We start from the raw sequence: 21684 nt of genomic DNA, 5'->3' as shown, positions 1-21684 counted from the left end.
CAATGTTTTAATACTAAAACATCCACATTTACGTAGAAATATGTTAAATGTGGATGTTTTCAATTACAAATGAGTGTGCTACAATAATGAAAACTTCAAAGAGAAGTATTACGGATCTGAAGTGTGGAACAGCTGTGCAGAACGCACAAGCTGTATGAAGAGAAAAAGGAGCAGTAAACAATGGGAATGACAATGACACAGAAGATACTTGCCCGTGCAGCGGGTCTTGAGCAGGTACAGGCAGGACAGCTGATCGAGGCACAGTTGGATCTGGTGCTGGGCAACGATATCACCAGTCCGGTGGCAATCAAGGAAATGGATAAAATGAAGGTGCAGGGGGTGTTTGATAAGGATAAGATCGCACTGGTACCGGATCATTTTGTTCCCAATAAGGATATTAAGTCTGCGGAGCACTGCAAATGTGTCCGTGAGTTTGCAAGACGCAATGAGATCACCAATTATTTCGAAGTGGGAGAGATGGGTATCGAGCATGCCCTGCTTCCGGAGAAAGGACTTACTGTAGCCGGAGATGTGATCATCGGTGCAGATTCCCATACCTGTACTTACGGTGCTTTGGGAGCATTTTCCACCGGTGTGGGAAGCACGGATATGGCAGCCGGTATGGCTACCGGTAAGGCATGGTTCAAAGTACCTGCAGCAATCAAATTCAATCTGATCGGCAAACCCGCAGAATGGGTCAGTGGTAAGGATGTGATCTTACATATCATCGGCATGATCGGTGTGGACGGTGCACTGTACAAGTCTATGGAATTTGTAGGGGACGGTATCGCCAATCTGTCCATGGATGACCGTTTCACCATTGCCAATATGGCCATTGAGGCCGGTGGCAAGAATGGTATTTTCCCTGTGGATGAGAAAGCTATTGCTTATATGGAAGAACACTCCAAGCGTCCCTATAAAGTATTCGAAGCAGACCCGGATGCACAGTATGATGCGGAGTATACCATTGACTTAAGCACTTTACGGCCTACCGTGGCCTTCCCTCATCTGCCGGAGAATACACATACCATCGATGAGATCCACGAGATGGACGCCATTGCCATCGACCAGGTAGTCATCGGTTCCTGCACCAACGGACGTATTGACGATCTGCGCACCGCAGCAAAGGTACTCAAGGGCAGACATGTGGCGAAAGGCATGCGCTGCATCGTAATTCCTGCCACCCAGTCCATCTATATGCAGGCCATGGAAGAGGGACTTCTGAAGACCTTTATTGAAGCGGGAGCAGTCGTAAGCACTCCTACCTGTGGACCCTGCCTTGGTGGATACATGGGTATCCTGGCAGAAGGCGAGAGATGTGTCTCCACGACCAATCGTAACTTTGTCGGACGTATGGGACATGTAAAATCCGAGATCTATCTGGCAAGTCCCGCAGTAGCGGCAGCCAGCGCCATCACCGGCAAGATTTCCTGCCCTTGTGAACTGAAATAGATGAATATAAGAAATAGAAAGGTAACGGAAAATGAACAACGCAAAAGGAATAGTTTTCAAATTCGGAGATAACGTGGATACTGACGTTATCATTCCCGCAAGATATCTGAATTCCTCCGATCCTGCAGAACTGGCCACTCACTGCATGGAGGATATTGACAAGGACTTTATTAAAAATGTAAAAAAGGGTGACATCATCGTAGCGGAGAAAAACTTCGGCTGCGGCTCATCCAGAGAGCATGCCCCCATCGCCATCAAGGCTGCAGGTGTCAGCTGTGTCATCGCAGAGACCTTCGCCAGAATCTTCTACCGCAATGCCATTAACATCGGACTGCCCATCATTGAGTGTCCCGAGGCATCCCGGAAGATTCAAAACGGCGATGAAGTCGAGATAGATTTCAATACCGGAGTGATCCAAGATCTTACCACAGGCGAAAGCTTCCAGGGACAGGCGTTCCCCGAGTTCATGCAGAAGATTATCGCCGCAGAGGGACTGATCAACTACATCAACAGTCAGAAATAAATTGAGTGCATGGCTCGTAACGTAGGGTTGCCATAACCCCCACGAACGCCTGCATCGGATGGAACATCCTTCCGGGGTGTCAGGTCTCCCGGAGGGAATTTCCTGACGAAAAGTGACATAGCGGTCGAGAAAATATCACCATCGTCTGACAAACATTCCCGGAAGGACATTCCATCCGCTGCAGGGGTTCTACATTTTCTCATAATGTCTGTACGTCATAGGCATTTCTATTGTTTTGGTGAAAATCGCATCAAAATAGAAAAATCAGTACAAAAAATCTTCTAAATCAAACATTTTTTGTACTGATTTTATTATTTTTCCCATTTTAGCGAAAATAAGCTCTTATAAAAGGCCAAAATCTCCTGTTTTTGTATTTTTTATGCAAAAAAAGGCGTTTTTAATACAAACTTTATTGTACCACTGCCTTATCCACATCAATCACTGCGTAGAAATCCGGGTGGTTCATCTGGATCCGTTTCGTGACGGAGTCAACCACATCCTGATCGGAAACGGGATAATCATAGGGGACTACGATGTCAAAAATGAGGTTCGTGTGGGTCAGTCCCTTGACGATGCGGAAATCATGCATGCTGAGTTTTGGATCGATCTGATCCAGATAAGCTTTTACCTCTGCTTTCAGGGACAGTGTCTCGGGGTCATTGGTGCTGACGGGATCCATGTGGATCACAGCGTTACAGTTTAATTTGCTGCGCAGTTCATGCTCTATGGTATCGATCGTATCGTGCAGGGTCAGAATATTACCGTCGGCAGGAACCTCCGCATGCAGAGAGATCAGAGTCCTTCCGGGGCCGTAATTATGCACGATCAGATCGTGAATCCCGGTGACATCATCATAAGAGAGAACGATGTCGTTAATCTGCTGTACCAGTTCAGGCTCGGGGGGCTGCCCAAGCAGGGGACTGATCGTGTCTTTGGCTGCGACAAATCCGGAGTACAGGATGAACATACCCACCAGCACACCACAGTAACCGTCGATAATGATGCCCGAGGCGGCGGAGACGATAGTGCCGATGAGAACCACGGTGGTTGCTATCATATCGCTCAAACTGTCAATGGCGGTAGCCTTCATTGCCACAGAACCGATCCGGGAACCGATGCTGCGGTTATATAGAGCCATATAGCACTTTACCAGGATCGAAAATACCAGGATGCCGATAATGACAGGGGAGTAGTCAGGAACTTCCGGATGGAAAATCTTACTTACAGAGCTTTTTACCAGTTCGAAGCCCATGAGCACGATTAAAATAGAGACTAACAGCCCGGAGATATATTCGATCCGTCCGTGTCCGAAGGGATGGTCAGAGTCCGGCTTCTGTCCCGCCATTTTGAAGCCTGCCAGCGTAATGATGGAGGATGCTGCATCCGACAGGTTGTTGAATGCATCCGCCGTGATGGCGATGGAATGACTGAAAAAGCCTGCCAGAGCCTTGGTAGTGAACAGGATCAGGTTGAAAAAAATCCCGACGATACCGCAGAGCATTCCATATGCCTGGCGAACGCCGGAATCCGTGACGTTTTCATGATCCCTGATAAATAATTTTGCCAATAATGTAACCATAAGATAACCCCTTTTCCCAAATGAGAGTTTAAGGGATATTTTAGCGCATATGCAGGAAAAATACAAGTAAATCCGGATGATTTGCAGAAAAATGATTTGCAGAAAAAACGCCCAAAGATGCAGATCAAGAAATCTGCGGTTGCTATTGCGCATCCGTCGTTTTCAGTGTATAATCTCGGTGGACGTAATGTAAGCTTTCAGAACGGATCCGGGACGCAGACCATTTTCCGGAGCCGTACTGGTAATTTATAATAATCAAAAGTAAAAATGGAGGAACGATCGATGAGAAAGAAACCGGTTGTATTAATGGTCCTGGATGGTTATGGATTGAATGATAAGGTAGAGGGCAACGCTGTAGCACAGGCCAATACCCCTGTGATGGATTCCCTGATGAAGGAGTATCCTTTTGTACATGGTAATGCCAGCGGTATGGCAGTAGGTCTTCCCGAAGGTCAGATGGGTAACTCTGAGGTAGGTCATATGAATATGGGTGCCGGCCGTATCGTATATCAGGAGCTGACCCGTATCACCAAGGAGATCCAGGACGGCGACTTTTTTAAGAATGAAGCTCTGTTAAAAGCCATTGATAATTGTAAGAAGAACAACAGTGCCCTGCATCTGATGGGTCTGTTATCCGACGGTGGCGTACACAGCCACATTACCCATCTGTACGGCCTGCTGGAGCTGGCGAAGCAGCAGGGCCTGGAAAAAGTATATGTTCACTGCTTCTTAGATGGACGTGATACCCCTCCCGCCAGCGGTAAGAGCTATGCAGAGCAGTTAAATGAAGAAATGAAGAAAATCGGTGTAGGTAAGATCGCTTCTGTAATGGGCCGTTATTATGCTATGGATCGTGATAACAATTATGACCGTGTACAGCTGGCTTACGACGCCATGACCGAGGGCAAAGGTCTGACCGCTGCCTGCGGTATCTGTGGTATCCAGGAGTCTTACGACAGAGAAGAGACCGATGAGTTTGTAAAACCTACTGTTGTTGTAGAAGATGGCAAGGCAGTCGGACTGGTGCAGGACAAGGATTCCGTAATTTTCTTCAACTTCCGTCCCGACCGTGCAAGAGAGATCACCAGAGCCTTCTGTGATGATGACTTCAAGGGATTTGACCGTGTGAGAAAGGATATTACTTTTGTATGCTTCTCCGATTACGATCCTACCATTCCTAATAAAGAAGTGGCATTCCACAAGATCGCCATTACCAATACCTTCGGTGAGTGGCTGGCAGCCCATGACATGAAGCAGGCACGTATCGCCGAGACTGAGAAGTATGCACATGTAACCTTCTTCTTCAACGGCGGCGTAGAGCAGCCCAACGAGGGAGAGGATCGTATCCTGGTAAATTCTCCCAAGGATGTGGCGACCTATGATCTGAAGCCGGAGATGAGTGCTCCTCAGGTTTGCGAGAAACTGCTTGATGCGATCCGCTCTGAAAAATACGATGTGATCGTGATCAACTTCGCGAACCCCGATATGGTAGGTCATACCGGTGTGATCTCCGCAGCCATCAAGGCGATTGAGACCGTAGATGAGTGCGTAGGCAAGGCAGTACAGGCAGTGAAGGATGTAGACGGCGTTCTGTTCATCTGTGCAGACCACGGTAATGCAGAGCAGATGATCGATTACACCACCGGTCAGCCTCATACCGCACATACCACCAATCCGGTTCCGTTCATCCTGGTAAACTACGATCCTGCTTATACGCTGAAAGAGGGCGGATGCCTGGCAGATATCGTACCTACCCTGATCAACGTGATGGGTATGGAGCAGCCAGCAGAAATGACAGGAAAGTCTCTGTTAATTAAAAAGTAATCACCGGAATATTTTCGGTAAGATCGCAGAAACCATAAAAGCAGATGAAGATTCCTCAGGCACTTTGCACGGTGCCTGAGGATTTTGTAACTGATTTTTACATGATATCTTCTTATTAGCAGGAGGAAGAATTATATTATATGGAACAGAAGAAAAATCTGGTAACTCTGGGCAGCACCGGAATCACCGTAGAGAAGAACTCCTTCGGAGCGCTGCCCATCCAGCGGATCTCCAAGGAAGCAGCCATTGGACTGCTTCGCAAAGCCTATGCGGCAGGCGTGAACTTTTATGACACTGCCAGATACTATACCGACAGTGAAGAGAAAGTGGGCGCTGCCTTTGAGGGTATGCGGGACAAAATATATATCGCTACCAAGACAGGAGCCACCACAACAGAAGGCTTCTGGAAGGAGTTGCATACTTCCCTGGAAAAATTAAAAACAGACTATATCGACATTTATCAGTTCCATAACCCGGCATTCTGCCCGAAGCCGGGAGATGGCACAGGATTGTATGAGGCTATGCTGGAAGCAAAGGACAAAGGCATGATCCGCCATATCGGCATCACGAACCATCGCCTGAATGTTGCGCATGAAGCCATCGAAAGCGGACTGTATGAGACTCTGCAGTTTCCCTTCTGCTATCTGGCAACGGACAAGGATCTGGAGCTGGTACAGGATTGTAAAAAAGCAGGCATGGGATTTATCGCCATGAAAGCACTGTCCGGCGGACTGATCAATAATTCAGCAGCGGCATATGCATATCTGGCACAGTTTGATAATGTACTTCCGATCTGGGGAGTGCAGCGGGAGAGCGAACTGGATGAATTTCTGTCCTATATAGATAATCCGCCTGCATTGACACCCGCATTGCAGGCGGTGATCGATCATGACAGAGAAGAACTGCAGGGAGAATTCTGCAGAGGCTGCGGCTACTGCATGCCATGCCCCGCGGGAATCGAGATCAACAACTGTGCCCGCATGAGTCTGATGATCCGCAGAGCACCTTCCGCCGCACAGCTGACAGACGAGATGCAGGCGAAGATGCGTAAGATTGAAGAGTGCCTGCATTGTGGCAGATGTAAATCCAAGTGTCCCTATGGACTGGATACTCCGGCACTGCTTGAGAAAAATTATAAGGATTACTGTGAGATCCTTGCCGGAAAAGCGTATTAACGCATAGCAGATCTGAATAATAACCTTCTTATGGGACATACTTACCTAAGAAAAAGTAAGTTAAGGATGCCTGTAAGGAGGTTTTTTATGGAAAAATATCTGGAGATCGTCGAAGTACATGGAAGGGAGATCCTGGATTCGAGAGGAAATCCCACGGTGGCAGCGATTGTTACTGTGAAGGACAAAGAGACCGGCAGATGCACAAAAGGTATTGCGGCAGTGCCTTCCGGAGCCAGCACCGGACAGTTCGAAGCCGTGGAACTCAGGGACGGTGAGATCAGATATTTCGGTCTGGGTGTGCAGCATGCCGTGAAAAACGTGGATGAAAAGATTGCAAGTGTTTTGGTGGGAGAGAATGCATTGGAGCAGATCCGTATCGACCGGATCCTGCGGGAGACGGATGGCACAGATAATAAAAGTAATTTAGGCGCTAATGCCATGCTGGCAGTGTCCATGGCGGTGGCAAGAGCAGCTGCGGAGGCACTGGGCCTTCCGTTGTACCGTTACTTTGGAGGAATCTCTCCGAGACTTCTGCCGGTACCCATGATGAATATCTTAAACGGCGGAAAGCATGCGGCGAACACCGTGGATTTCCAGGAGTTCATGATCATGCCCGTACAGGCGGAAAACTTTGCGGAAGGGTTACGGATCTGTGCGGAAATTTATCATAATCTGAAAAAACTGCTGGAGGAGAAAGGCTTGTCTACCGGAGTCGGGGACGAGGGTGGTTTCGCACCGGACCTGCCGGATGCGGAGAGCGTGCTGGATTTCCTCGTGGAGGCGATCAATGCTTCCGGATATGTGCCGGGGCAGGATATCAAGATCGCCATGGATGCCGCCAGCAGTGAACTATATAATGAAAAAACGGGAATGTACCATTTCCCGGGAGAGAGTAAGCTGAAGGGAGAGGAAGTCCTGCGGGATACCGGAGAAATGATCTCGTATTATGAACGGCTTGTGGAGAACTATCCCATTATCTCTATTGAGGACGGACTGGATGAAAATGACTGGGACGGTTGGCAGGAGCTGACGAAACGGCTGGGAGAGAAAATCCAGTTAGTGGGAGATGACTTGTTTGTCACAAATACAAAACGGCTGGATGCCGGGATCAAACTTCATTGTGGTAATGCCATTTTAGTAAAGGTCAATCAGATCGGAACGCTGTCTGAAGCCTTCGAAGCGGTGGAGATGGCACACAAGAACGGCTATAAGGCAGTGATTTCCCACAGATCCGGCGAGACGGAGGATACCACCATAGCAGATATAGCGGTGGCACTGAATGCCGGACAGATCAAGACCGGAGCACCCTGCCGCAGCGATCGTGTGGCGAAGTACAACCGGCTGCTTGCCATTGAAGAGGAGTTAAAGGATGCCGCGGCATATATGGAGCCGTTTTGCAAAATCTGAGTGACTGCGCAACAAAATGAAAACTACAAAAAATAAAAAATGTATAAAAAAGAAGAATTTTCTGCACCGGAAATTCTTCTTTTTTTTGAGGAAAACTATAGAGACATACATGGGAGAAAGAAAAAAGAACAAAAATATAATGTGTAAATATACATCATATACTGGAAAATATACACTATATACAGGAATTGAAAAACAGAGACTATTTTTATTGAAAAACTTTTTCATAAATATACAGACAAATGTGCGTAGCACACGAACACGGTGGAGATAAATCAGGAATAAGAAAAACACGGAAACTGGCAGATGCTTCATATGTAATTCAGTTGACAGCCTTGAAAAAGTGTTGTAATATAACAAAAGTCGTTGTCGGAAAAGTAAAGTACATTTTACGTACGTGTATACTTGCATACAAATACGAAAAGTGTATTTTATGAATGTCCGTAGGCAAAAGAAAAGCAAGGAGTTGAAGAGATGCTTAAATATATTGCAAAACGTATCGGTCTGGCGCTGATCACGATTTTTACAGTAGCAACACTCACCTTTTTCCTGATGAACATGGTCCCCGGTGGTCCGTTCCTCTCGGAGAAAGCAGTAAGCCCTGCTGCACAGGCAGCCCTGGAGGCAAAATATGGACTGGACAAGCCTTTGTCCCAGCAGTATCTGACGTATATGAAAGATGCTTTGCACGGTGATTTCGGAGAGAGTCTGAAGCAGAGAGGAAGAACCGTTACTTCTATTATAGTATCCAAGTTCCCTGTATCTGCAAGAGTAGGTGGACTTTCCGTTATCGTAGCGCTGTTGGTAGGTATCCCATTGGGATGTCTGGCAGCTACCCATCGTGGCAAGACGCTGGACAGCGTGATCTCCGTGATCTCCACTTGTGGTATTGCGGTACCAAGCTTCGTTATATGTACTCTGCTTCTGTATTTCCTGGGAAGTAAGGTAAAGATACTGCCCACCTACGGAATCGGTACCTGGAAGCATTATGTGATGCCCGTGATCGCATTGGCATTGTACCCAACTGCTTATATTATGAGACTGATGCGTTCTTCCATGCTGGATGTTCTGGGGCAGGATTATATGAGAACCGCTACGGCGAAGGGAGTAAAACCTTTCTTCCGTCTGTTCAAGCATGCACTGAGAAATGCACTGCTCCCCGTTATCACCTATGTAGGTCCTATGATGGCTTATACTATGACAGGAAGCTTCGTAGTAGAGAAGATTTTCACGATCCCCGGTCTGGGCAATGAATTTGTCAGCTCGATCATTAACCGTGACTACACCATGATCATGGGTACCACCATTTTCCTCGCAACACTGATGGTTGTCATGAATGTGCTGGTGGATATCGTATATAAGCTCGTCGACCCCAGGATCAAGTTGAAGTAAGATTAACAGGAAGGAAGATACCGATGAAAGAACCGAATGCTATGAGCTTTCATGTAAAATATAAACCGGAAGATTTTATGCCGGCGAACGAAGAAGAGAAGCAGAGCCAGGTCATCATGCGTGAGAGCGTGGGCTTCTGGCAGGATGGCTTCCGCAGACTTCGTAAGAATAAGGTTGCCATGGTCAGCCTCTTCGTTATTATTGTAGTTATGATCTTTTCCTTTATCGTGCCGGCATTTTATCCCTATGATTACAAGACACAGATCAAAGGAAGCGAGAATCTGCACCCCATGCAGTATTCCGAGAAAGAGATAGAGCGTATGGATGCGGGAGAGAAGGTATTCCCCCATGTGCTCGGTACCGATAAAATGGGCCGTGATTATGCTATCCGTGTTATGATGGGAAGCCGTATCTCCCTGTTGGTTGGTCTGATCGCTACTGCCATCATTTTCGTGATCGGTTCCCTGATCGGTTCCATCTCTGCATTCTTCGGTGGATGGGTGGATCTGATCATCATGCGTATTGTGGATATTATCTATACGATACCGGATTTTCTGCTGATCGTGCTGCTGTCCTTTGCGTTAAAGGACCCTCTGGCGAATCTGGCACAGCTTCCCGGGTTCGGATGGATGCAGATCGTAGGATCTAACCTGATCAGTATCTTCATCGTATTCGCATTGCTGTACTGGGTAGGAATGGCACGTATGGTACGAAGCCAGATCCTGACCCTGAAGGAAAATGATTATGTCATGGCAGCCAAGGCTCTGGGAGCCAAGGATGGCCGTATCATTAAAAAGCATCTGCTGACCAACTGTATCGGTACGCTGATCGTTACCACCACACTGCAGATCCCTTCCTCTATTTTTACCGAGAGCTATCTGAGCTTCTTAGGTATGGGTGTGGCAGTTCCTCTGCCTTCCCTGGGAAGCCTTGCAAGTGATGCCATTAACGGCATGATCACATTCCCGTACCTGTTGTTTGCACCCTGTCTGCTGATCAGTCTGATCATCTTAAGCTTTAACCTGTTTGGTGACGGACTTCGTGACGCATTTGACCCGAAGCTTAAGAATTAATGGAAGGAGTAGTGAAGATGGATAACAATTATCTGGTAGATATACAGCATGAACGTCTCTCTTTCTTTACTCCTGCCGGAGAAGTAAAGGCACTGAACGATGTCTCCATTCACCTGAAGGAAGGGGAAGTACTGGGCATCGTAGGAGAGAGTGGTTCCGGTAAATCCGTAACCGCATACAGTCTGATGGGACTGACCGCTTATCCCGGTAAGCTGATCGGCGGAGAACTTCACTTCAATGGACACGAAGTGGAGAAAATGACCGAAAAAGATTTTTCCAAAATGCGTGGTAAAGAGGTTTCCATTATATTCCAGGATCCTCTGACCAGCTTAAATCCCGTATATACCATTGGTAATCAGATCATGGAAGTAATCCGTCTGCATACCGATGCGGATAAGAAAAAGGCATATGCAAGAGCAGTGGAGCTTTTGTCTCTGGTAGGTATCAATGAACCGGAGAAACGTATGAAGCAGTATCCCCACGAGCTGTCCGGTGGTATGAGACAGCGTGTCATGATCGCAATTGCGCTGGCATGTGAACCGAAGCTTCTGATCGCCGATGAGCCTACTACCGCACTGGACGTTACCATTCAGGCGCAGATCTTGGAGCTGATGATGGAGCTGAAGGACAAGCTGGGCATGGCGATCATCATGATCACCCATGACCTGGGTATCGTGGCGAGCATGTGTGACCGTATTGCAGTCATGTATGCCGGCCGTATCGTGGAGACCGGTACCTGTGACGAGATCTTCTATCATCCGAAGCATGAATATACCAAGGGTCTTCTGGAGAGTATCCCCCGGCTGGACAGCACGAAGCATGAGAAGCTGATCCCCATCGAGGGTAACCCGGTGGATCTTCTGAATCCTCCCGAGGGATGTGCATTCGCACCCCGCTGTAAGAACTGCATGAAGATCTGCCTGAGAGAGAATCCTCCTAAGACGGATTTCAGCGAGACGCATTACGCACATTGCTTTATGAACCAGAAAGCCGAGATGGAGGGAGGAAATACCAATGAGTGATAAGTTACTTCAGGTTGAACATTTGAAGCAATACTTCCCCGCAGGCGGCATGGGTAAAAACCGTAAGTTCGTGAAGGCCGTGGATGATGTCAGCTTTTTTGTAAATAAAGGTGAGACTCTCGGACTGGTAGGAGAGAGCGGCTGTGGTAAGACCACCACCGGACGTTCTATCTTACGATTATATGAGCCCACCGGCGGCAAGATCACATTTGACGGCAATGTGATCCTGGACGTTGAAAATAAAGTAAAGGTGGATATGCTGCCTTACCGTCAGAAGATGCAGATGGTATTCCAGGATCCTTATGCAAGTCTGGATCCCAGAATGACCGTAGGAGATATCGTAGGGGAAGCCATCGACATCCATAAGCTGGCTGCCAATAAGAAGGAACGTCATGACAGGATCATCTCCATGCTGGAGAAGGTTGGACTGAACTCTGAGCATGCGAACAGATATCCTCATGAATTCTCCGGCGGACAGCGTCAGCGTGTCGGCATTGCGAGAGCACTGGCAGTGAACCCGCAGTTCATCGTCTGCGATGAGCCGATCTCCGCACTGGATGTATCGATCCAGGCACAGGTGGTGAATATGTTCGAGGAGCTGCAGGAGCAGATGGGACTGACCTATCTGTTCATCGCACATGACCTCTCTGTCGTAAAACATATCTCCGACCGTATCGGCGTTATGTACCTGGGCAAAATGGTAGAGCTGGCAGACAGCTACGAGCTGGTAGCACGAAGCCTGCATCCTTATACCAAGAGCCTGATCTCTGCAATCCCCATTGCAGATCCCATCAAGGCAAGAGCAAGTAAACGTATTGTTCTGCAGGGAGATGTACCCAGCCCCTTAAATCCTCCTACCGGATGCCGATTCCGCACCAGATGTCCTTATGCGGATGAGTGCTGTGCACAGAAGGAACCCGAATGGAGAGAAGTGGAAAAGGGTCACTACGTGGCATGCCACCATGTGGAGAAGATCAATGCCTGAAATTAGGTATTGACAGCTGAGCAATTTAGCTGTTTAATATAAAGCTATACAAAGCATAGTGCTTTTGTATGAAAAGAAAGAGGAGGATAACTTTATGAAAAAGAAGTTAGCTATGCTGCTCACCGCAGCAATGCTGGTAGGTTCTCTGGCAGCATGCGGCAGCAGCGACAATGGTTCTTCTGCAACCGGCAGTGCCAGTGCAACTGACAGCACCAAGACCGATGCAGCAGCAACTGAAGTTAGTACCGAAGGCAAACAGCTTACCGTTCAGATCGGTCCCGATCCCGAGACCATTGATCCCGCACTGAACAGTGCAGTAGATGGCGGTAATATGCTGCTTCACTCTTTTGAGTGTCTTCTGACAATTGACCAGGATGGTAAGATCGCTCCCGGACAGGCTGAGACCTGGGAAGTATCTGAGGATGGTCTTACCTGGACTTTCCATCTTCGTGATGGATTAAAGTGGTCTGACGGCAGTGATCTGACCGCAGACGATTTCGTATACAGCTGGAAGCGTGTATGCGATCCCGCAGTAGCAGCTCCTTATGCTGAGACTGTTCTGGGTATGGTTAAGGGCTTTGACGAGGCACAGGCCGGTGATCTGGATGCTCTGGCAGTATCCGCTCCCGATGCTAAGACCTTGGTTGTAGAGCTTTCCAATCCCTGCCCTTACTTCGAGTCTCTGGCAGCATTCGCTACCCTGAGCCCTGTTCAGCAGGCAACCGTAGAGGCTAACGGCGATGCATGGGCTACCGCAGCTGAGACCTATATCTCCAACGGACCTTTCTACATTACCGAGTGGGTACCCGATTCTCACATTACCATGTCCAAGAACCCTAACTACTGGAATGCTGATGCGATCAAGCTTGGCAGCATCAAATTCGTACTGATGGAGGATTCCAACGCAGCTTATACTGCATACCAGTCCGGTGATGTACTGTTCATCAAGGATGTTCCTACCCAGGAGATCCCCAGCTTACAGGGTAACCCCGAGTTTCATGTAGAGCCTATCCTGGGAACTTACTATCTGTCCATGAACCTGGAAGATCCTGCATTTGCAGATGTAAATGTTCGTAAGGCTCTGAGCCTGGCAATTGATCGTGATTATGTAGCAAATACCCTGATGCAGGGAACCTACTCTCCCGCATACAACCTCGTAGGTGAGGGCTGGGTAGATACCGACGGCAGCTCCTTCAATGCAAATGCTAACGGTGGTCAGAGCTATATCTCCGAGGATTTCGATGCTAACCTTGAGGAAGCTAAGCAGCTCTTAGCTGATGCCGGCTACCCTAACGGTGAAGGACTTCCTACCATCACCTATACTACCAACGATGCAGGTTACCACAAGGTTGTTGCTGAGTACTTACAGCAGGCATGGGGCGAGCTTGGTATTAACGTAGAAGTAAATATCGTTGAGTGGTCCAGCTTCACTCCGATGAGACGTAACGGTGAGTACATGGTAGCACGTAACGGATGGGTAGGAGATTACAGCGATCCTTCCAATATGCTAGACCTGTTCTGCACCGGCAACGGTAACAACGATGGTAAGTTCTCCAACGCTGACTTCGATGCAGCTATGGAGAAGGCAGCTTCCACCATGGATACCGCTGAGCGTTCCGCAGCTCTTCATCAGGCTGAGGATGTTCTGATGGAGCAGGTAGGATGCATCCCTGTTGCTTACTACAATGACTTCTGGCTGCAGAGCGAGAAGATCACCGGTATCTGGCATTCCGCTTATGGTTTCTGGTACTTCATGTATGGTGACATCGCAGAGTAAGCTGCGGATCTGATCATTCAGAATAAAAAACAAAGGATCCCCGTGAGATCGTAAAGATTTCCGGGGGTTCTTTTTTGTGCCGCCTTTTCGGTACAGTCTTGTAAAATGTTGTTGCAATTGTGTACAATATATGGTAATATAAAATCTGCTTGACATTAGGAGGTGTGAAATGGAAGCATTAAGAGTAGTAATCAACATAATTTTTATATTGGTATGTGTAGCACTGACAGTGTTAGTATTGATGCAGGAAGGTAAATCCGCAGGACTGGGTTCCATCAGCGGTGCAGCTGAGACCTACTGGGGCAGAAATAAAGGACGTTCCATGGAAGGTATGCTGGTGAAGATCACGAAGATCCTTGCAGTATTCTTCATGTTACTTGCAGTCGTACTGAATCTGAACGTATTTTAATCATTACGAAGGATGACACTCTTGTGTGCAGAGCATACAAGAGTGTTTTGTTATATGTAACTATTCAGAGCCTCGTAGAGGCGGTTTTGCGAATGGAGTTCTGAATAGTTACTTTTTGAGCGAGGTTACATGATAAACGAAATCAGAGAGAAGAGAAAAAAAGTAATTTGTGATCTGGTGAAGGATGATTTTTACGTTCCGATGAAGGAAAAGGAACTGGCAATGTTTCTTCAGGTCGCAAAAGAAGAACGGGAAGAGTTTCGTGAGATTCTGCGGGAACTTTTAGCGGAAGGAAAGCTTACCCTGACCGTTAAGGGAAAATATATGAAGTCCAACGGTAAGGTTCTGACGGGAACCTTTATCAGCAATGCCAAAGGCTTTGGATTTGTGGAGGTAGAGGGCAGAGACGAGGATCTGTTCATTCCGGAGGACAAGCAGGGTGGAGCATTCCATAAGGATACCGTGGAAGTGGCACTTCTGCCTGTGAAGACCGGCAAACGGCAGGAAGCGCAGGTCCTTCGTATTATTGCCAGGGGAATGACTCAGGTGGTGGGAGCCTATGAGCAGTCCAAGAGTAATTTCGGCTTTGTCATTCCGGATAACACGAAGATAGCACAGGATATTTTCGTGCCGAAGGAGTGGTCGAAGGGAGCCATGACCGGACATAAGGTCGTGGTAGAGATCACCGGATACGGCACGAATACGAAGAGCCCTGAGGGCAAAGTCGTGGAGATCCTGGGACATATCAACGATCCCGGTGTAGATATCATGTCTATCGTACGTGGCTTTGATCTGCCGGTGGAATTCGGCGAGAAGATCATGAACCAGGTAGAGAGGGTATCCCAGGAGGTATCCGGGGCAGACTGTGCCGGCCGCAGGGATCTGCGGGATGTGACCATGGTGACCATCGACGGAGAGGATGCCAAGGATCTGGATGACGCTGTCAGTGTATCCTTTGACGGGACATATTACCACTTAGGAGTACACATTGCAGACGTGACGAACTACGTGCAGGAGAATTCCGCACTGGACAGAGAAGCATTAAAGCGCGGCACCAGCGTCTATCTGGTAGACCGTGTGATCCCCATGCTGCCCCATGCACTGAGCAACGGTATCTGTTCCCTGAACGAAGGTGTGGACCGTCTGGCATTAAGCTGCCTGATGAAGGTGGATGAAGAGGGCGAGATCGTGGACTATGAGATCTGCGAATCTGTGATCCGGGTCAATAAGCGAATGTCTTATACTGTGGTGAAAAAGCTGCTGGAGGAGCCGGAGTGTGTAGAGAATAACGCCGGTGCGCCGGATGGAACCGCCGGGGAAGGCACAGGAACCGTAACAGACTATTCCCAGTACAGGGAATTGCTCCCCATGTTCCAACAAATGGCTGAGCTCGCGGACAAACTGCGGAAGAAGAGACAGAAGCGGGGATCCATTGATTTCGATTTTCCGGAGTGCAAGATTCTGTTAGATAAGGAAGGACATCCACTGGATATTAAGCCTTACGAGCGGAATATAGCGACTATGCTGATCGAGGATTTCATGCTCGCAGCGAATGAGACAGTGGCACAGCATTTTTACTGGCAGGAGCTGCCCTTCGTCTACCGCGTCCATGATGTACCGGATCCGGAGCGGATCCAGAAGCTGTCTACGTTCATCAGCAATTATGGCTATTACATGAAGGCGCTGGGGCGCAGGAACAGCAAGGTCTCCACGGAGGAGATCCATCCCAAGGAGATCCAGAAGCTGTTACAGAAGATTGAGGGAACTCCCGAAGAGCCTATGATCGCCAGACTGACCCTGCGCAGCATGAAACAGGCAAAATACAGCACGGAGTGTACCGGACATTTTGGACTGGCCTGTCAGTATTACTGTCATTTTACTTCGCCGATCCGCCGTTATCCGGATCTGCAGATCCATCGTATTATCAAGGAACAGCTGCGGGGACGTCTGAAGGAAGAGCGCATAGAGCATTATCGTGAGATTCTGCCGGAGGTGGCGAAGCATTCTTCTGAAATGGAGCGCCGTGCCGATGAGGCGGAGCGGGAGACGGATAAGCTGAAGAAGGTAGAATATATGGAACAGCACATCGGAGAGGAATACGAGGGTGTGATCTCCGGTGTCACCGGTTGGGGACTGTATGTGGAACTGCCCAATACCGTGGAAGGGCTGATCCATATTTCCACGATCCCGGGCGACTATTATCACTACAATGAGGCAGCCTGTGAGATGGTGGGAGAAGCCACCGGACGTTGCTTCAAACTGGGAATGCCGGTACGGATCGAAGTGGAAGACTGCGACCGTTTTATGCGGACCATTAATTTCCGGCTGGTGGATAAATAAACCTATGAATCAAATGAACTGTTAGTTCATTGACAAATACGGAAAATATAGTAAACTATAACTATTCAGAGCCGTTAAAAAGAAGCTCCGCAGGTGCGCCTTGTGAATGGGTTTCTGAATAGTTACAAGGTTTTAAGAGGTAGCCATGGCAAAAGGAAAAGAGTCCCAGAAGCTGATCGCAAACAATAAAAAAGCATATCATGATTTTTTCATTGATGAGACCTATGAGTGCGGCATTGCCTTGCACGGCACGGAAGTAAAGTCCATGCGTATGGGCAAGTGCAGTATCAAGGAGGCGTTCGTCCGCATTGAAGACGGAGAAGTATTCGTCTACGGAATGCATGTAAGTCCTTATGAGAAGGGGAATATTTTCAACAAAGATCCTCTTCGTGTGAAAAAACTGCTGCTGCATAAGTACGAGATCAACAAACTGCTGGGCAAGATCAAGGAAAAAGGGTATACATTAGTCCCTTTGCAGGTATACTTTAAAGACGGTAAGGTAAAGGTAGAGATCGGGCTGGCACGTGGTAAGAAGCTCTATGACAAGAGAGAAGCCATTGCCAAAAAGGATCAGCGCAGAGAGGCAGAGAAGGAATTCAAGGTCCGCAATTTGTGATCCACAGGCTCTGATCCTGCAATGCTTTACCGCAAGTGCTTGACAGTGTGTGTGCCATCAAGTATACTTGGTCTGACAACTGAATAAGGGGTAGTAAAGGTTTCGACAGGGGTTTTGCAGCTGGAGAAGCGAGTCGCATGGTAATGCGTTAAATGGCCAAATTAAAATTAAACGCTAACGATAATTTAGCATACGCTGCCTAATGGTAGCAGTCGGCCCTAGGGCACTCACACCTTAGGATCCCGGCTTCAAACATGTGAGAAACGACATATGCAAAGCTTTGCGCATATGGGCGTAACATGAAGCTACTGAAATGCTCAGGGTGTTTATTCCCGGGGCGCAGAGGGAATGTCAAAAAATAAACTACACTCGTAGAAGGACAGGGAATAGGCTTTTGGACACGGGTTCGACTCCCGTCTACTCCACTAAACCGTAACAAGTCGAACACCCTGTATAACATTGTGGTATACAGGAATATGTTCTGCTTGGTTTCACAGAGGGAATGGTAATTGTGAGAACGGTTATTGTAGATAGAATCTACAGGAAAGCAGCGATATTGTAGGTAGGTGATTACACCTCATACAGTATCGCTATTTTTTGTAGAAGCATCCCCATGCCTGACGGCACAGAAGAAGTAGGGATGCTTTGAAATTTTTAGAACAGTGCAAATAAAAGAAGAATATATCAAAGGGCAAGCCGCCAGGAAGATGTAGAGCAATCTATTAACATCTTCCTGGCGGCTTTTGCATTTGTCAATGCCGGGAGAGACCATGAAGGAGGTAACGGCAATGAATATAGATGTTGTAGATGTGAGACTGGATGAAAGGAAACTGCCGTATCTGGTCAGTGAGACGGTGGCAGAATACCGAGGGGGATATGTGGGAGAGCAACGGCTGAAAGTAAATTCCCCGGAGAAAGTGGTAAACGTGCTGAATAATGTTTTTCACATGAAAGATTTTTCGGAAGAAAAACTGTATGTGATGTTCTTATCCGCCAGTCTTCATGCGATAGCCTATGCAGAGGTCAGTCACGGAGTAATTGATTCAGCCACCGTAGGAATCCGGGAAATAATGCAAAGAGCGCTTCTGACCAATGCGGCAGGAATCATTCTGGCACATAATCACCCCGGGTTGGGTAGTACGGCGAATCCATCAACGCAGGACATTGATGTGACACAGGGGTTGATGCGAGCCTGTGAAATTATGGGGATTCATATGTTTGACCACATTATTGTAGCAGGAGACGATTATTACAGTTTCAGAGAAAAGCACGCAGAACTTTACGTGAAGCGTGAGGAAAGCAGGAAAAAGAGGGGAGGGAAACGAATTGAGATATAGTTTTTGAATGATTTTTATAAAAAATATCGACAGGGGCGTTAGCTCCTGTCGTTTCTATTTTGTCTTATCATGTTCGATAATGTCAGAAACAGGACAATCGAGGATGTAGCAGAGCACATCGAGTGTCTTTGTAGTGATGGCTTCTCCCTTTTTCATGCGGTGGATGGTATTGGCGGAAATACCGTGCTTAAAGATCAATTCATATTCTGTCACATTTTTGCGAAGTAGGGTGTCAAAAAAAGGTTTGTATGATATCATGTTATTAGATTGAACCTCCTATCACATATTATAAAAAGAGTATCATACTTAATTTCTTGACTATACCTAATATATTGACTATAATGTAAGAACGATAGAGAACGATCACATGAAAACAAAAGTTAATCGCTCGAAATAAATTCTCTCAACGAAAGCGAGGAAAACCAACTATGAAACACAGAACACACAGGCTCGCTGCGAAAGCCGTAGCAGCAATCCTTTGCGCAGCACTGATGCTGACCGCATGCGGCAGCAAAGAGACAACCAGTAACGAAACTGCCAGCACAGAGACTACCTCTGTAGAATCCACAGAAATGACAACCACAGAAGCAGCCGTAGCAGAACCCACGGTAGAGCCTACTGAGACTCCCACAGAATCAGAAGCTGTTCCCACAGAGACTACTCCTGCAGAATCTCCTGCACCTGCCGTGGAACCCACAACAGCACCCGTAGAACCCACTGCTGTAAGCACAGGGTATACTTATTCGGAATTGAACCAGACCATGTATGCAAAGTCCGCAGTAAATGTCAGAGACCTGCCCAGCACCGATGGTAAGAAAATTGGCAGCCTGAAAGCCAGCCAGGAAATTGTCGTTACGGGTAAATGTGACCAGACAGGTTGGTATCGCTTTGAATTAAATAACACCACTGGCTATGTAAGTGACAAGTACATCGTATCCGAAAAACCTGCTGTGAATACCGTTGCAGCAAATAACACAACAGCTGGTAACAGCAATACTGCTGGAAACCAGTATGCAAGTAATACAGGAACTGATGAATTCGGTATCTCTGATGCTGTTATCGAGAACTTCATGAAAACTCACGGTGACGGCGGTACTGGAAATACAGCCACTACAACAAGCAAAGATGCATACTTCGACAGAGCCATGGCAGAACAGGTATTTGCAATGGTCAATGCCGAACGTAGTGCAGCAGATATCCCCGAACTGACATGGTCAGAAGACCTGTACAATCTTGCAGTAGAAAGATGTAATGCAGATAATGGACATGCAGGTGCCACCACAGCAGAAAATTATCAGGCAGGACAGCCTGACGAAGTAAGCGCATCCTTCATCCACCAGAAATGGCATGACAGCCAGGGACATTATGACAACTACATGGACAGCAGACATGTAGCTGGTGCTGTAGCAATAAAGAGAATCCCGCTGAACATGGGTGGACTGGATGTGAATGACACCATCGTAGCATACGAAGTATTCACGAACGCAGACTCTTCTGTTGCATCCTGCACAGAACCTGTCGTGACGGAAAACACCGTCGCAGCAGCTCCTAAGACTGCCGACGAGAACTGACACGTCATCCTCGAACGTAGGCTGGTCTATGACCCCACCCACGCAGGAAGACGGCTTGAAGAAGTGGCAGGAGCAGAACCCTGATGTGGAAGTGTCGTTCGGAAATTAAATAACAAGTGCCAAGGCGGACGCTGATGCGTCCGCTTTTCATATTTTAATGAAGGTCTGATGCACAGACCGGGCGCAATACGAAAAAGAAAGGCTGTCGTTAGACAGAATGGTAAAGAATTATGGATCGAGATATGGACTTATGGAATGCTCTACAGAAGCACATGGGGCATAATGTAAAAATCACGTTCGAGGGTGCGGAAGATAACCCCGAAAATATCTTACTGCAATGTGAGGACTGCCATTTCGATATTTTGAGTGCTGACATTGAGACCGTGTGTGCGAGAGAGGATTGTTGACAAAGGAATAAGGAAAAGCATACCGCAAAGAATAATAGCATACTCCATTGACCGCATAACAAAATTTGTGTATAATTTTACTATCACAGAAGGAGGTGCTTTTATGCCGACCATTAAATCAAGTGCTGACTTGCGGAACAATTATAATGAAATATCGACCTACTGTCATAACTACCCGGAACCTGTTTTTATTACGAAAAATGGAAAAGGTGACCTTGCTGTAATGAGCATTGAGGCATACGAAGAATTAACCAGCCGCTTTGAACTATATAGCCAGATTAAGGAAGGAATGGATGATATTGCCGCTGGCAATACCAGACCGTTTCAAGAAGCCATGGCTGATATTCGGAGCCGCCGCAGAAGATGAATTATCAGGTACACATCACCAAAACTGCGGAGCATGACATTGCGAAAGCAGCAGATTACATCGAATTTGTCTTGAAGAACCCACAGGCAGCAGACCATCTGCTGGATGTTGCAACGGAAAAAATCGGCGAACTGACCCAGATGCCGGAGAAACTACAGCTGGTGGATGATCCCGTTTTGGCTGGTTGGGGAATTCGATTTATTAGGGTAAACAATTATCTTGCGTTTTATACCATAGACGAAGACAAGAAGGTGGTAATCATTGTACGTTTTCTTTATCAAAAAAGCAACTGGAACACCATTCTTCGACAAGGATTTTCACTCATTTAAGGAACCTGCTTTTGCAGGTTCTCAGACTGTAGACAAAACGCTTTTGGTCAGCACTCCAGAAGCGTTTTTCTTGTTTTCGGTTCAAAAAGTGTGTACTTG

The 21684-nt window shown here is 47.4% G+C and carries 20 protein-coding genes and 1 other RNA gene; 19 read left to right on the top strand and 2 right to left on the bottom strand.

Translation table 11 applies throughout. The features are described 5' to 3' along the window. Positions 1-180 precede the first annotated feature (180 nt). Both leuC and leuD read left to right on the top strand, forming a co-directional pair. The gene (leuC, locus tag OCV96_RS17800) at positions 181-1452 is read left to right on the top strand and encodes a 3-isopropylmalate dehydratase large subunit (protein ID WP_262595066.1); all 1272 of its coding nucleotides are present in this window, start codon (positions 181-183) and stop codon (positions 1450-1452) included. 31 nt (positions 1453-1483) lie between these two features. Next, a complete protein-coding gene (leuD, locus tag OCV96_RS17795; protein WP_262595065.1) occupies positions 1484-1975 on the top strand; it encodes a 3-isopropylmalate dehydratase small subunit in 492 nt (163 codons plus the stop codon). Positions 1976-2384: 409 nt separating this feature from the next. Here leuD and OCV96_RS17790 read toward each other — a convergent pair whose 3' ends face one another. Beyond that, complete coding sequence (locus tag OCV96_RS17790; RefSeq protein ID WP_118505064.1) at positions 2385-3554, bottom strand: cation diffusion facilitator family transporter; 1170 nt, start codon at positions 3552-3554, stop codon at positions 2385-2387. 282 nt (positions 3555-3836) lie between these two features. On the opposite strand from OCV96_RS17790, the gene gpmI reads away from it, so the two are divergent. The 13 genes from gpmI (at position 3837) to OCV96_RS17725 (ending at position 18911) form a co-directional block, all read left to right on the top strand. Continuing rightward, positions 3837-5378 carry a 2,3-bisphosphoglycerate-independent phosphoglycerate mutase gene (gene gpmI / locus OCV96_RS17785; RefSeq protein WP_262595064.1) on the top strand — a complete coding sequence of 514 codons (1542 nt, stop codon included), beginning with the start codon at positions 3837-3839 and terminating at the stop codon, positions 5376-5378. 140 nt (positions 5379-5518) lie between these two features. After that, on the top strand, positions 5519-6553 hold the full coding sequence (locus OCV96_RS17780) for an aldo/keto reductase (protein WP_262595063.1): 1035 nt from the start codon (positions 5519-5521) through the stop codon (positions 6551-6553). A gap of 87 nt (positions 6554-6640) precedes the next feature. Continuing rightward, positions 6641-7960, top strand: coding sequence for a phosphopyruvate hydratase (eno, locus tag OCV96_RS17775; RefSeq protein WP_262595062.1), 1320 nt, complete (start codon positions 6641-6643; stop codon positions 7958-7960). A gap of 474 nt (positions 7961-8434) precedes the next feature. After that, positions 8435-9352 carry an ABC transporter permease gene (locus OCV96_RS17770; RefSeq protein ID WP_117466943.1) on the top strand — a complete coding sequence of 306 codons (918 nt, stop codon included), beginning with the start codon at positions 8435-8437 and terminating at the stop codon, positions 9350-9352. 23 nt (positions 9353-9375) lie between these two features. Next, positions 9376-10425 carry an ABC transporter permease gene (locus OCV96_RS17765; RefSeq protein ID WP_117466945.1) on the top strand — a complete coding sequence of 350 codons (1050 nt, stop codon included), beginning with the start codon at positions 9376-9378 and terminating at the stop codon, positions 10423-10425. Positions 10426-10442: 17 nt separating this feature from the next. Further along, positions 10443-11447 (top strand): ABC transporter ATP-binding protein, encoded by a 1005-nt coding sequence (locus tag OCV96_RS17760; protein ID WP_118505070.1) that lies wholly within the window; start codon positions 10443-10445, stop codon positions 11445-11447. Continuing rightward, positions 11440-12432, top strand: a complete 993-nt coding sequence (locus tag OCV96_RS17755; RefSeq protein WP_117466947.1) for an ABC transporter ATP-binding protein — start codon at positions 11440-11442, stop codon at positions 12430-12432. Before OCV96_RS17760 ends, OCV96_RS17755 begins: the two co-directional genes overlap by 8 nt. Before the next feature lie 94 nt (positions 12433-12526). Next, positions 12527-14209, top strand: coding sequence for a peptide ABC transporter substrate-binding protein (locus OCV96_RS17750; protein ID WP_262595061.1), 1683 nt, complete (start codon positions 12527-12529; stop codon positions 14207-14209). 169 nt (positions 14210-14378) lie between these two features. Then, a complete protein-coding gene (gene secG, locus OCV96_RS17745) occupies positions 14379-14618 on the top strand; it encodes a preprotein translocase subunit SecG (protein WP_118537268.1) in 240 nt (79 codons plus the stop codon). Between the two features lie 129 nt (positions 14619-14747). After that, positions 14748-16958, top strand: coding sequence for a ribonuclease R (rnr, locus tag OCV96_RS17740; protein WP_262595060.1), 2211 nt, complete (start codon positions 14748-14750; stop codon positions 16956-16958). Positions 16959-17103: 145 nt separating this feature from the next. Next, positions 17104-17574: an SsrA-binding protein SmpB gene (smpB, locus tag OCV96_RS17735; RefSeq protein WP_022152980.1), complete on the top strand. Its 471-nt coding sequence runs from the start codon at positions 17104-17106 to the stop codon at positions 17572-17574. Positions 17575-17661: 87 nt separating this feature from the next. Next, positions 17662-18002, top strand: a transfer-messenger RNA (tmRNA) gene (ssrA, locus tag OCV96_RS17730). Positions 18003-18362: 360 nt separating this feature from the next. Further along, positions 18363-18911 (top strand): JAB domain-containing protein, encoded by a 549-nt coding sequence (locus tag OCV96_RS17725; RefSeq protein ID WP_262595059.1) that lies wholly within the window; start codon positions 18363-18365, stop codon positions 18909-18911. A gap of 54 nt (positions 18912-18965) precedes the next feature. On the opposite strand, the gene OCV96_RS17720 is transcribed toward OCV96_RS17725, so the two are convergent. Next, complete coding sequence (locus tag OCV96_RS17720) at positions 18966-19169, bottom strand: helix-turn-helix domain-containing protein (RefSeq protein WP_262595058.1); 204 nt, start codon at positions 19167-19169, stop codon at positions 18966-18968. A gap of 170 nt (positions 19170-19339) precedes the next feature. Between OCV96_RS17720 and OCV96_RS17715 the strand changes: the two genes are divergently transcribed. The 4 genes from OCV96_RS17715 to OCV96_RS17700 all read left to right on the top strand — a co-directional run bounded on the left by OCV96_RS17715 (position 19340) and on the right by OCV96_RS17700 (position 21585). Then, positions 19340-20482 (top strand): SH3 domain-containing protein, encoded by a 1143-nt coding sequence (locus tag OCV96_RS17715; protein WP_227733309.1) that lies wholly within the window; start codon positions 19340-19342, stop codon positions 20480-20482. Positions 20483-20712: 230 nt separating this feature from the next. Further along, on the top strand, positions 20713-20889 hold the full coding sequence (locus OCV96_RS17710; protein WP_262595057.1) for a hypothetical protein: 177 nt from the start codon (positions 20713-20715) through the stop codon (positions 20887-20889). Positions 20890-20992: 103 nt separating this feature from the next. Next, entirely contained in the window at positions 20993-21256 is a 264-nt protein-coding gene (locus OCV96_RS17705) for a type II toxin-antitoxin system prevent-host-death family antitoxin (protein WP_022313293.1), read from the top strand. Next, positions 21253-21585 (top strand): type II toxin-antitoxin system RelE/ParE family toxin, encoded by a 333-nt coding sequence (locus OCV96_RS17700; RefSeq protein ID WP_118546765.1) that lies wholly within the window; start codon positions 21253-21255, stop codon positions 21583-21585. Before OCV96_RS17705 ends, OCV96_RS17700 begins: the two co-directional genes overlap by 4 nt. The last annotated feature ends 99 nt before the right edge of the window (positions 21586-21684 follow it).

Origin of the sequence: Waltera acetigignens (assembly GCF_025567015.1) — a bacterium.
Taxonomy (GTDB): domain Bacteria; phylum Bacillota; class Clostridia; order Lachnospirales; family Lachnospiraceae; genus Acetatifactor; species Acetatifactor acetigignens.
The sequence above is the reverse complement of the archived record's forward strand: the minus strand, read 5'-3'. Positions and strand labels throughout refer to the sequence as shown.

Bases quoted from the DNA above. Each gene is read 5' to 3' on its own strand.
- OCV96_RS17780 (WP_262595063.1), top strand. From the start codon at position 5,519: ATGGAACAGAAGAAAAATCTGGTAACTCTGGGCAGCACCGGAATCACC.
- smpB (WP_022152980.1), top strand. From the start codon at position 17,104: ATGGCAAAAGGAAAAGAGTCCCAGAAGCTGATCGCAAACAATAAAAAA.
- OCV96_RS17705 (WP_022313293.1), top strand. From the start codon at position 20,993: ATGCCGACCATTAAATCAAGTGCTGACTTGCGGAACAATTATAATGAA.
- OCV96_RS17715 (WP_227733309.1), top strand. From the start codon at position 19,340: ATGAAACACAGAACACACAGGCTCGCTGCGAAAGCCGTAGCAGCAATC.
- leuD (WP_262595065.1), top strand. From the start codon at position 1,484: ATGAACAACGCAAAAGGAATAGTTTTCAAATTCGGAGATAACGTGGAT.
- eno (WP_262595062.1), top strand. From the start codon at position 6,641: ATGGAAAAATATCTGGAGATCGTCGAAGTACATGGAAGGGAGATCCTG.
- gpmI (WP_262595064.1), top strand. From the start codon at position 3,837: ATGAGAAAGAAACCGGTTGTATTAATGGTCCTGGATGGTTATGGATTG.
- leuC (WP_262595066.1), top strand. From the start codon at position 181: ATGGGAATGACAATGACACAGAAGATACTTGCCCGTGCAGCGGGTCTT.
- OCV96_RS17770 (WP_117466943.1), top strand. From the start codon at position 8,435: ATGCTTAAATATATTGCAAAACGTATCGGTCTGGCGCTGATCACGATT.
- OCV96_RS17710 (WP_262595057.1), top strand. From the start codon at position 20,713: ATGGATCGAGATATGGACTTATGGAATGCTCTACAGAAGCACATGGGG.
- OCV96_RS17760 (WP_118505070.1), top strand. From the start codon at position 10,443: ATGGATAACAATTATCTGGTAGATATACAGCATGAACGTCTCTCTTTC.
- OCV96_RS17700 (WP_118546765.1), top strand. From the start codon at position 21,253: ATGAATTATCAGGTACACATCACCAAAACTGCGGAGCATGACATTGCG.
- OCV96_RS17750 (WP_262595061.1), top strand. From the start codon at position 12,527: ATGAAAAAGAAGTTAGCTATGCTGCTCACCGCAGCAATGCTGGTAGGT.
- secG (WP_118537268.1), top strand. From the start codon at position 14,379: ATGGAAGCATTAAGAGTAGTAATCAACATAATTTTTATATTGGTATGT.
- OCV96_RS17790 (WP_118505064.1), bottom strand. From the start codon at position 3,554: ATGGTTACATTATTGGCAAAATTATTTATCAGGGATCATGAAAACGTC.
- OCV96_RS17765 (WP_117466945.1), top strand. From the start codon at position 9,376: ATGAAAGAACCGAATGCTATGAGCTTTCATGTAAAATATAAACCGGAA.
- OCV96_RS17725 (WP_262595059.1), top strand. From the start codon at position 18,363: ATGAATATAGATGTTGTAGATGTGAGACTGGATGAAAGGAAACTGCCG.
- rnr (WP_262595060.1), top strand. From the start codon at position 14,748: ATGATAAACGAAATCAGAGAGAAGAGAAAAAAAGTAATTTGTGATCTG.
- OCV96_RS17755 (WP_117466947.1), top strand. From the start codon at position 11,440: ATGAGTGATAAGTTACTTCAGGTTGAACATTTGAAGCAATACTTCCCC.
- OCV96_RS17720 (WP_262595058.1), bottom strand. From the start codon at position 19,169: ATGATATCATACAAACCTTTTTTTGACACCCTACTTCGCAAAAATGTG.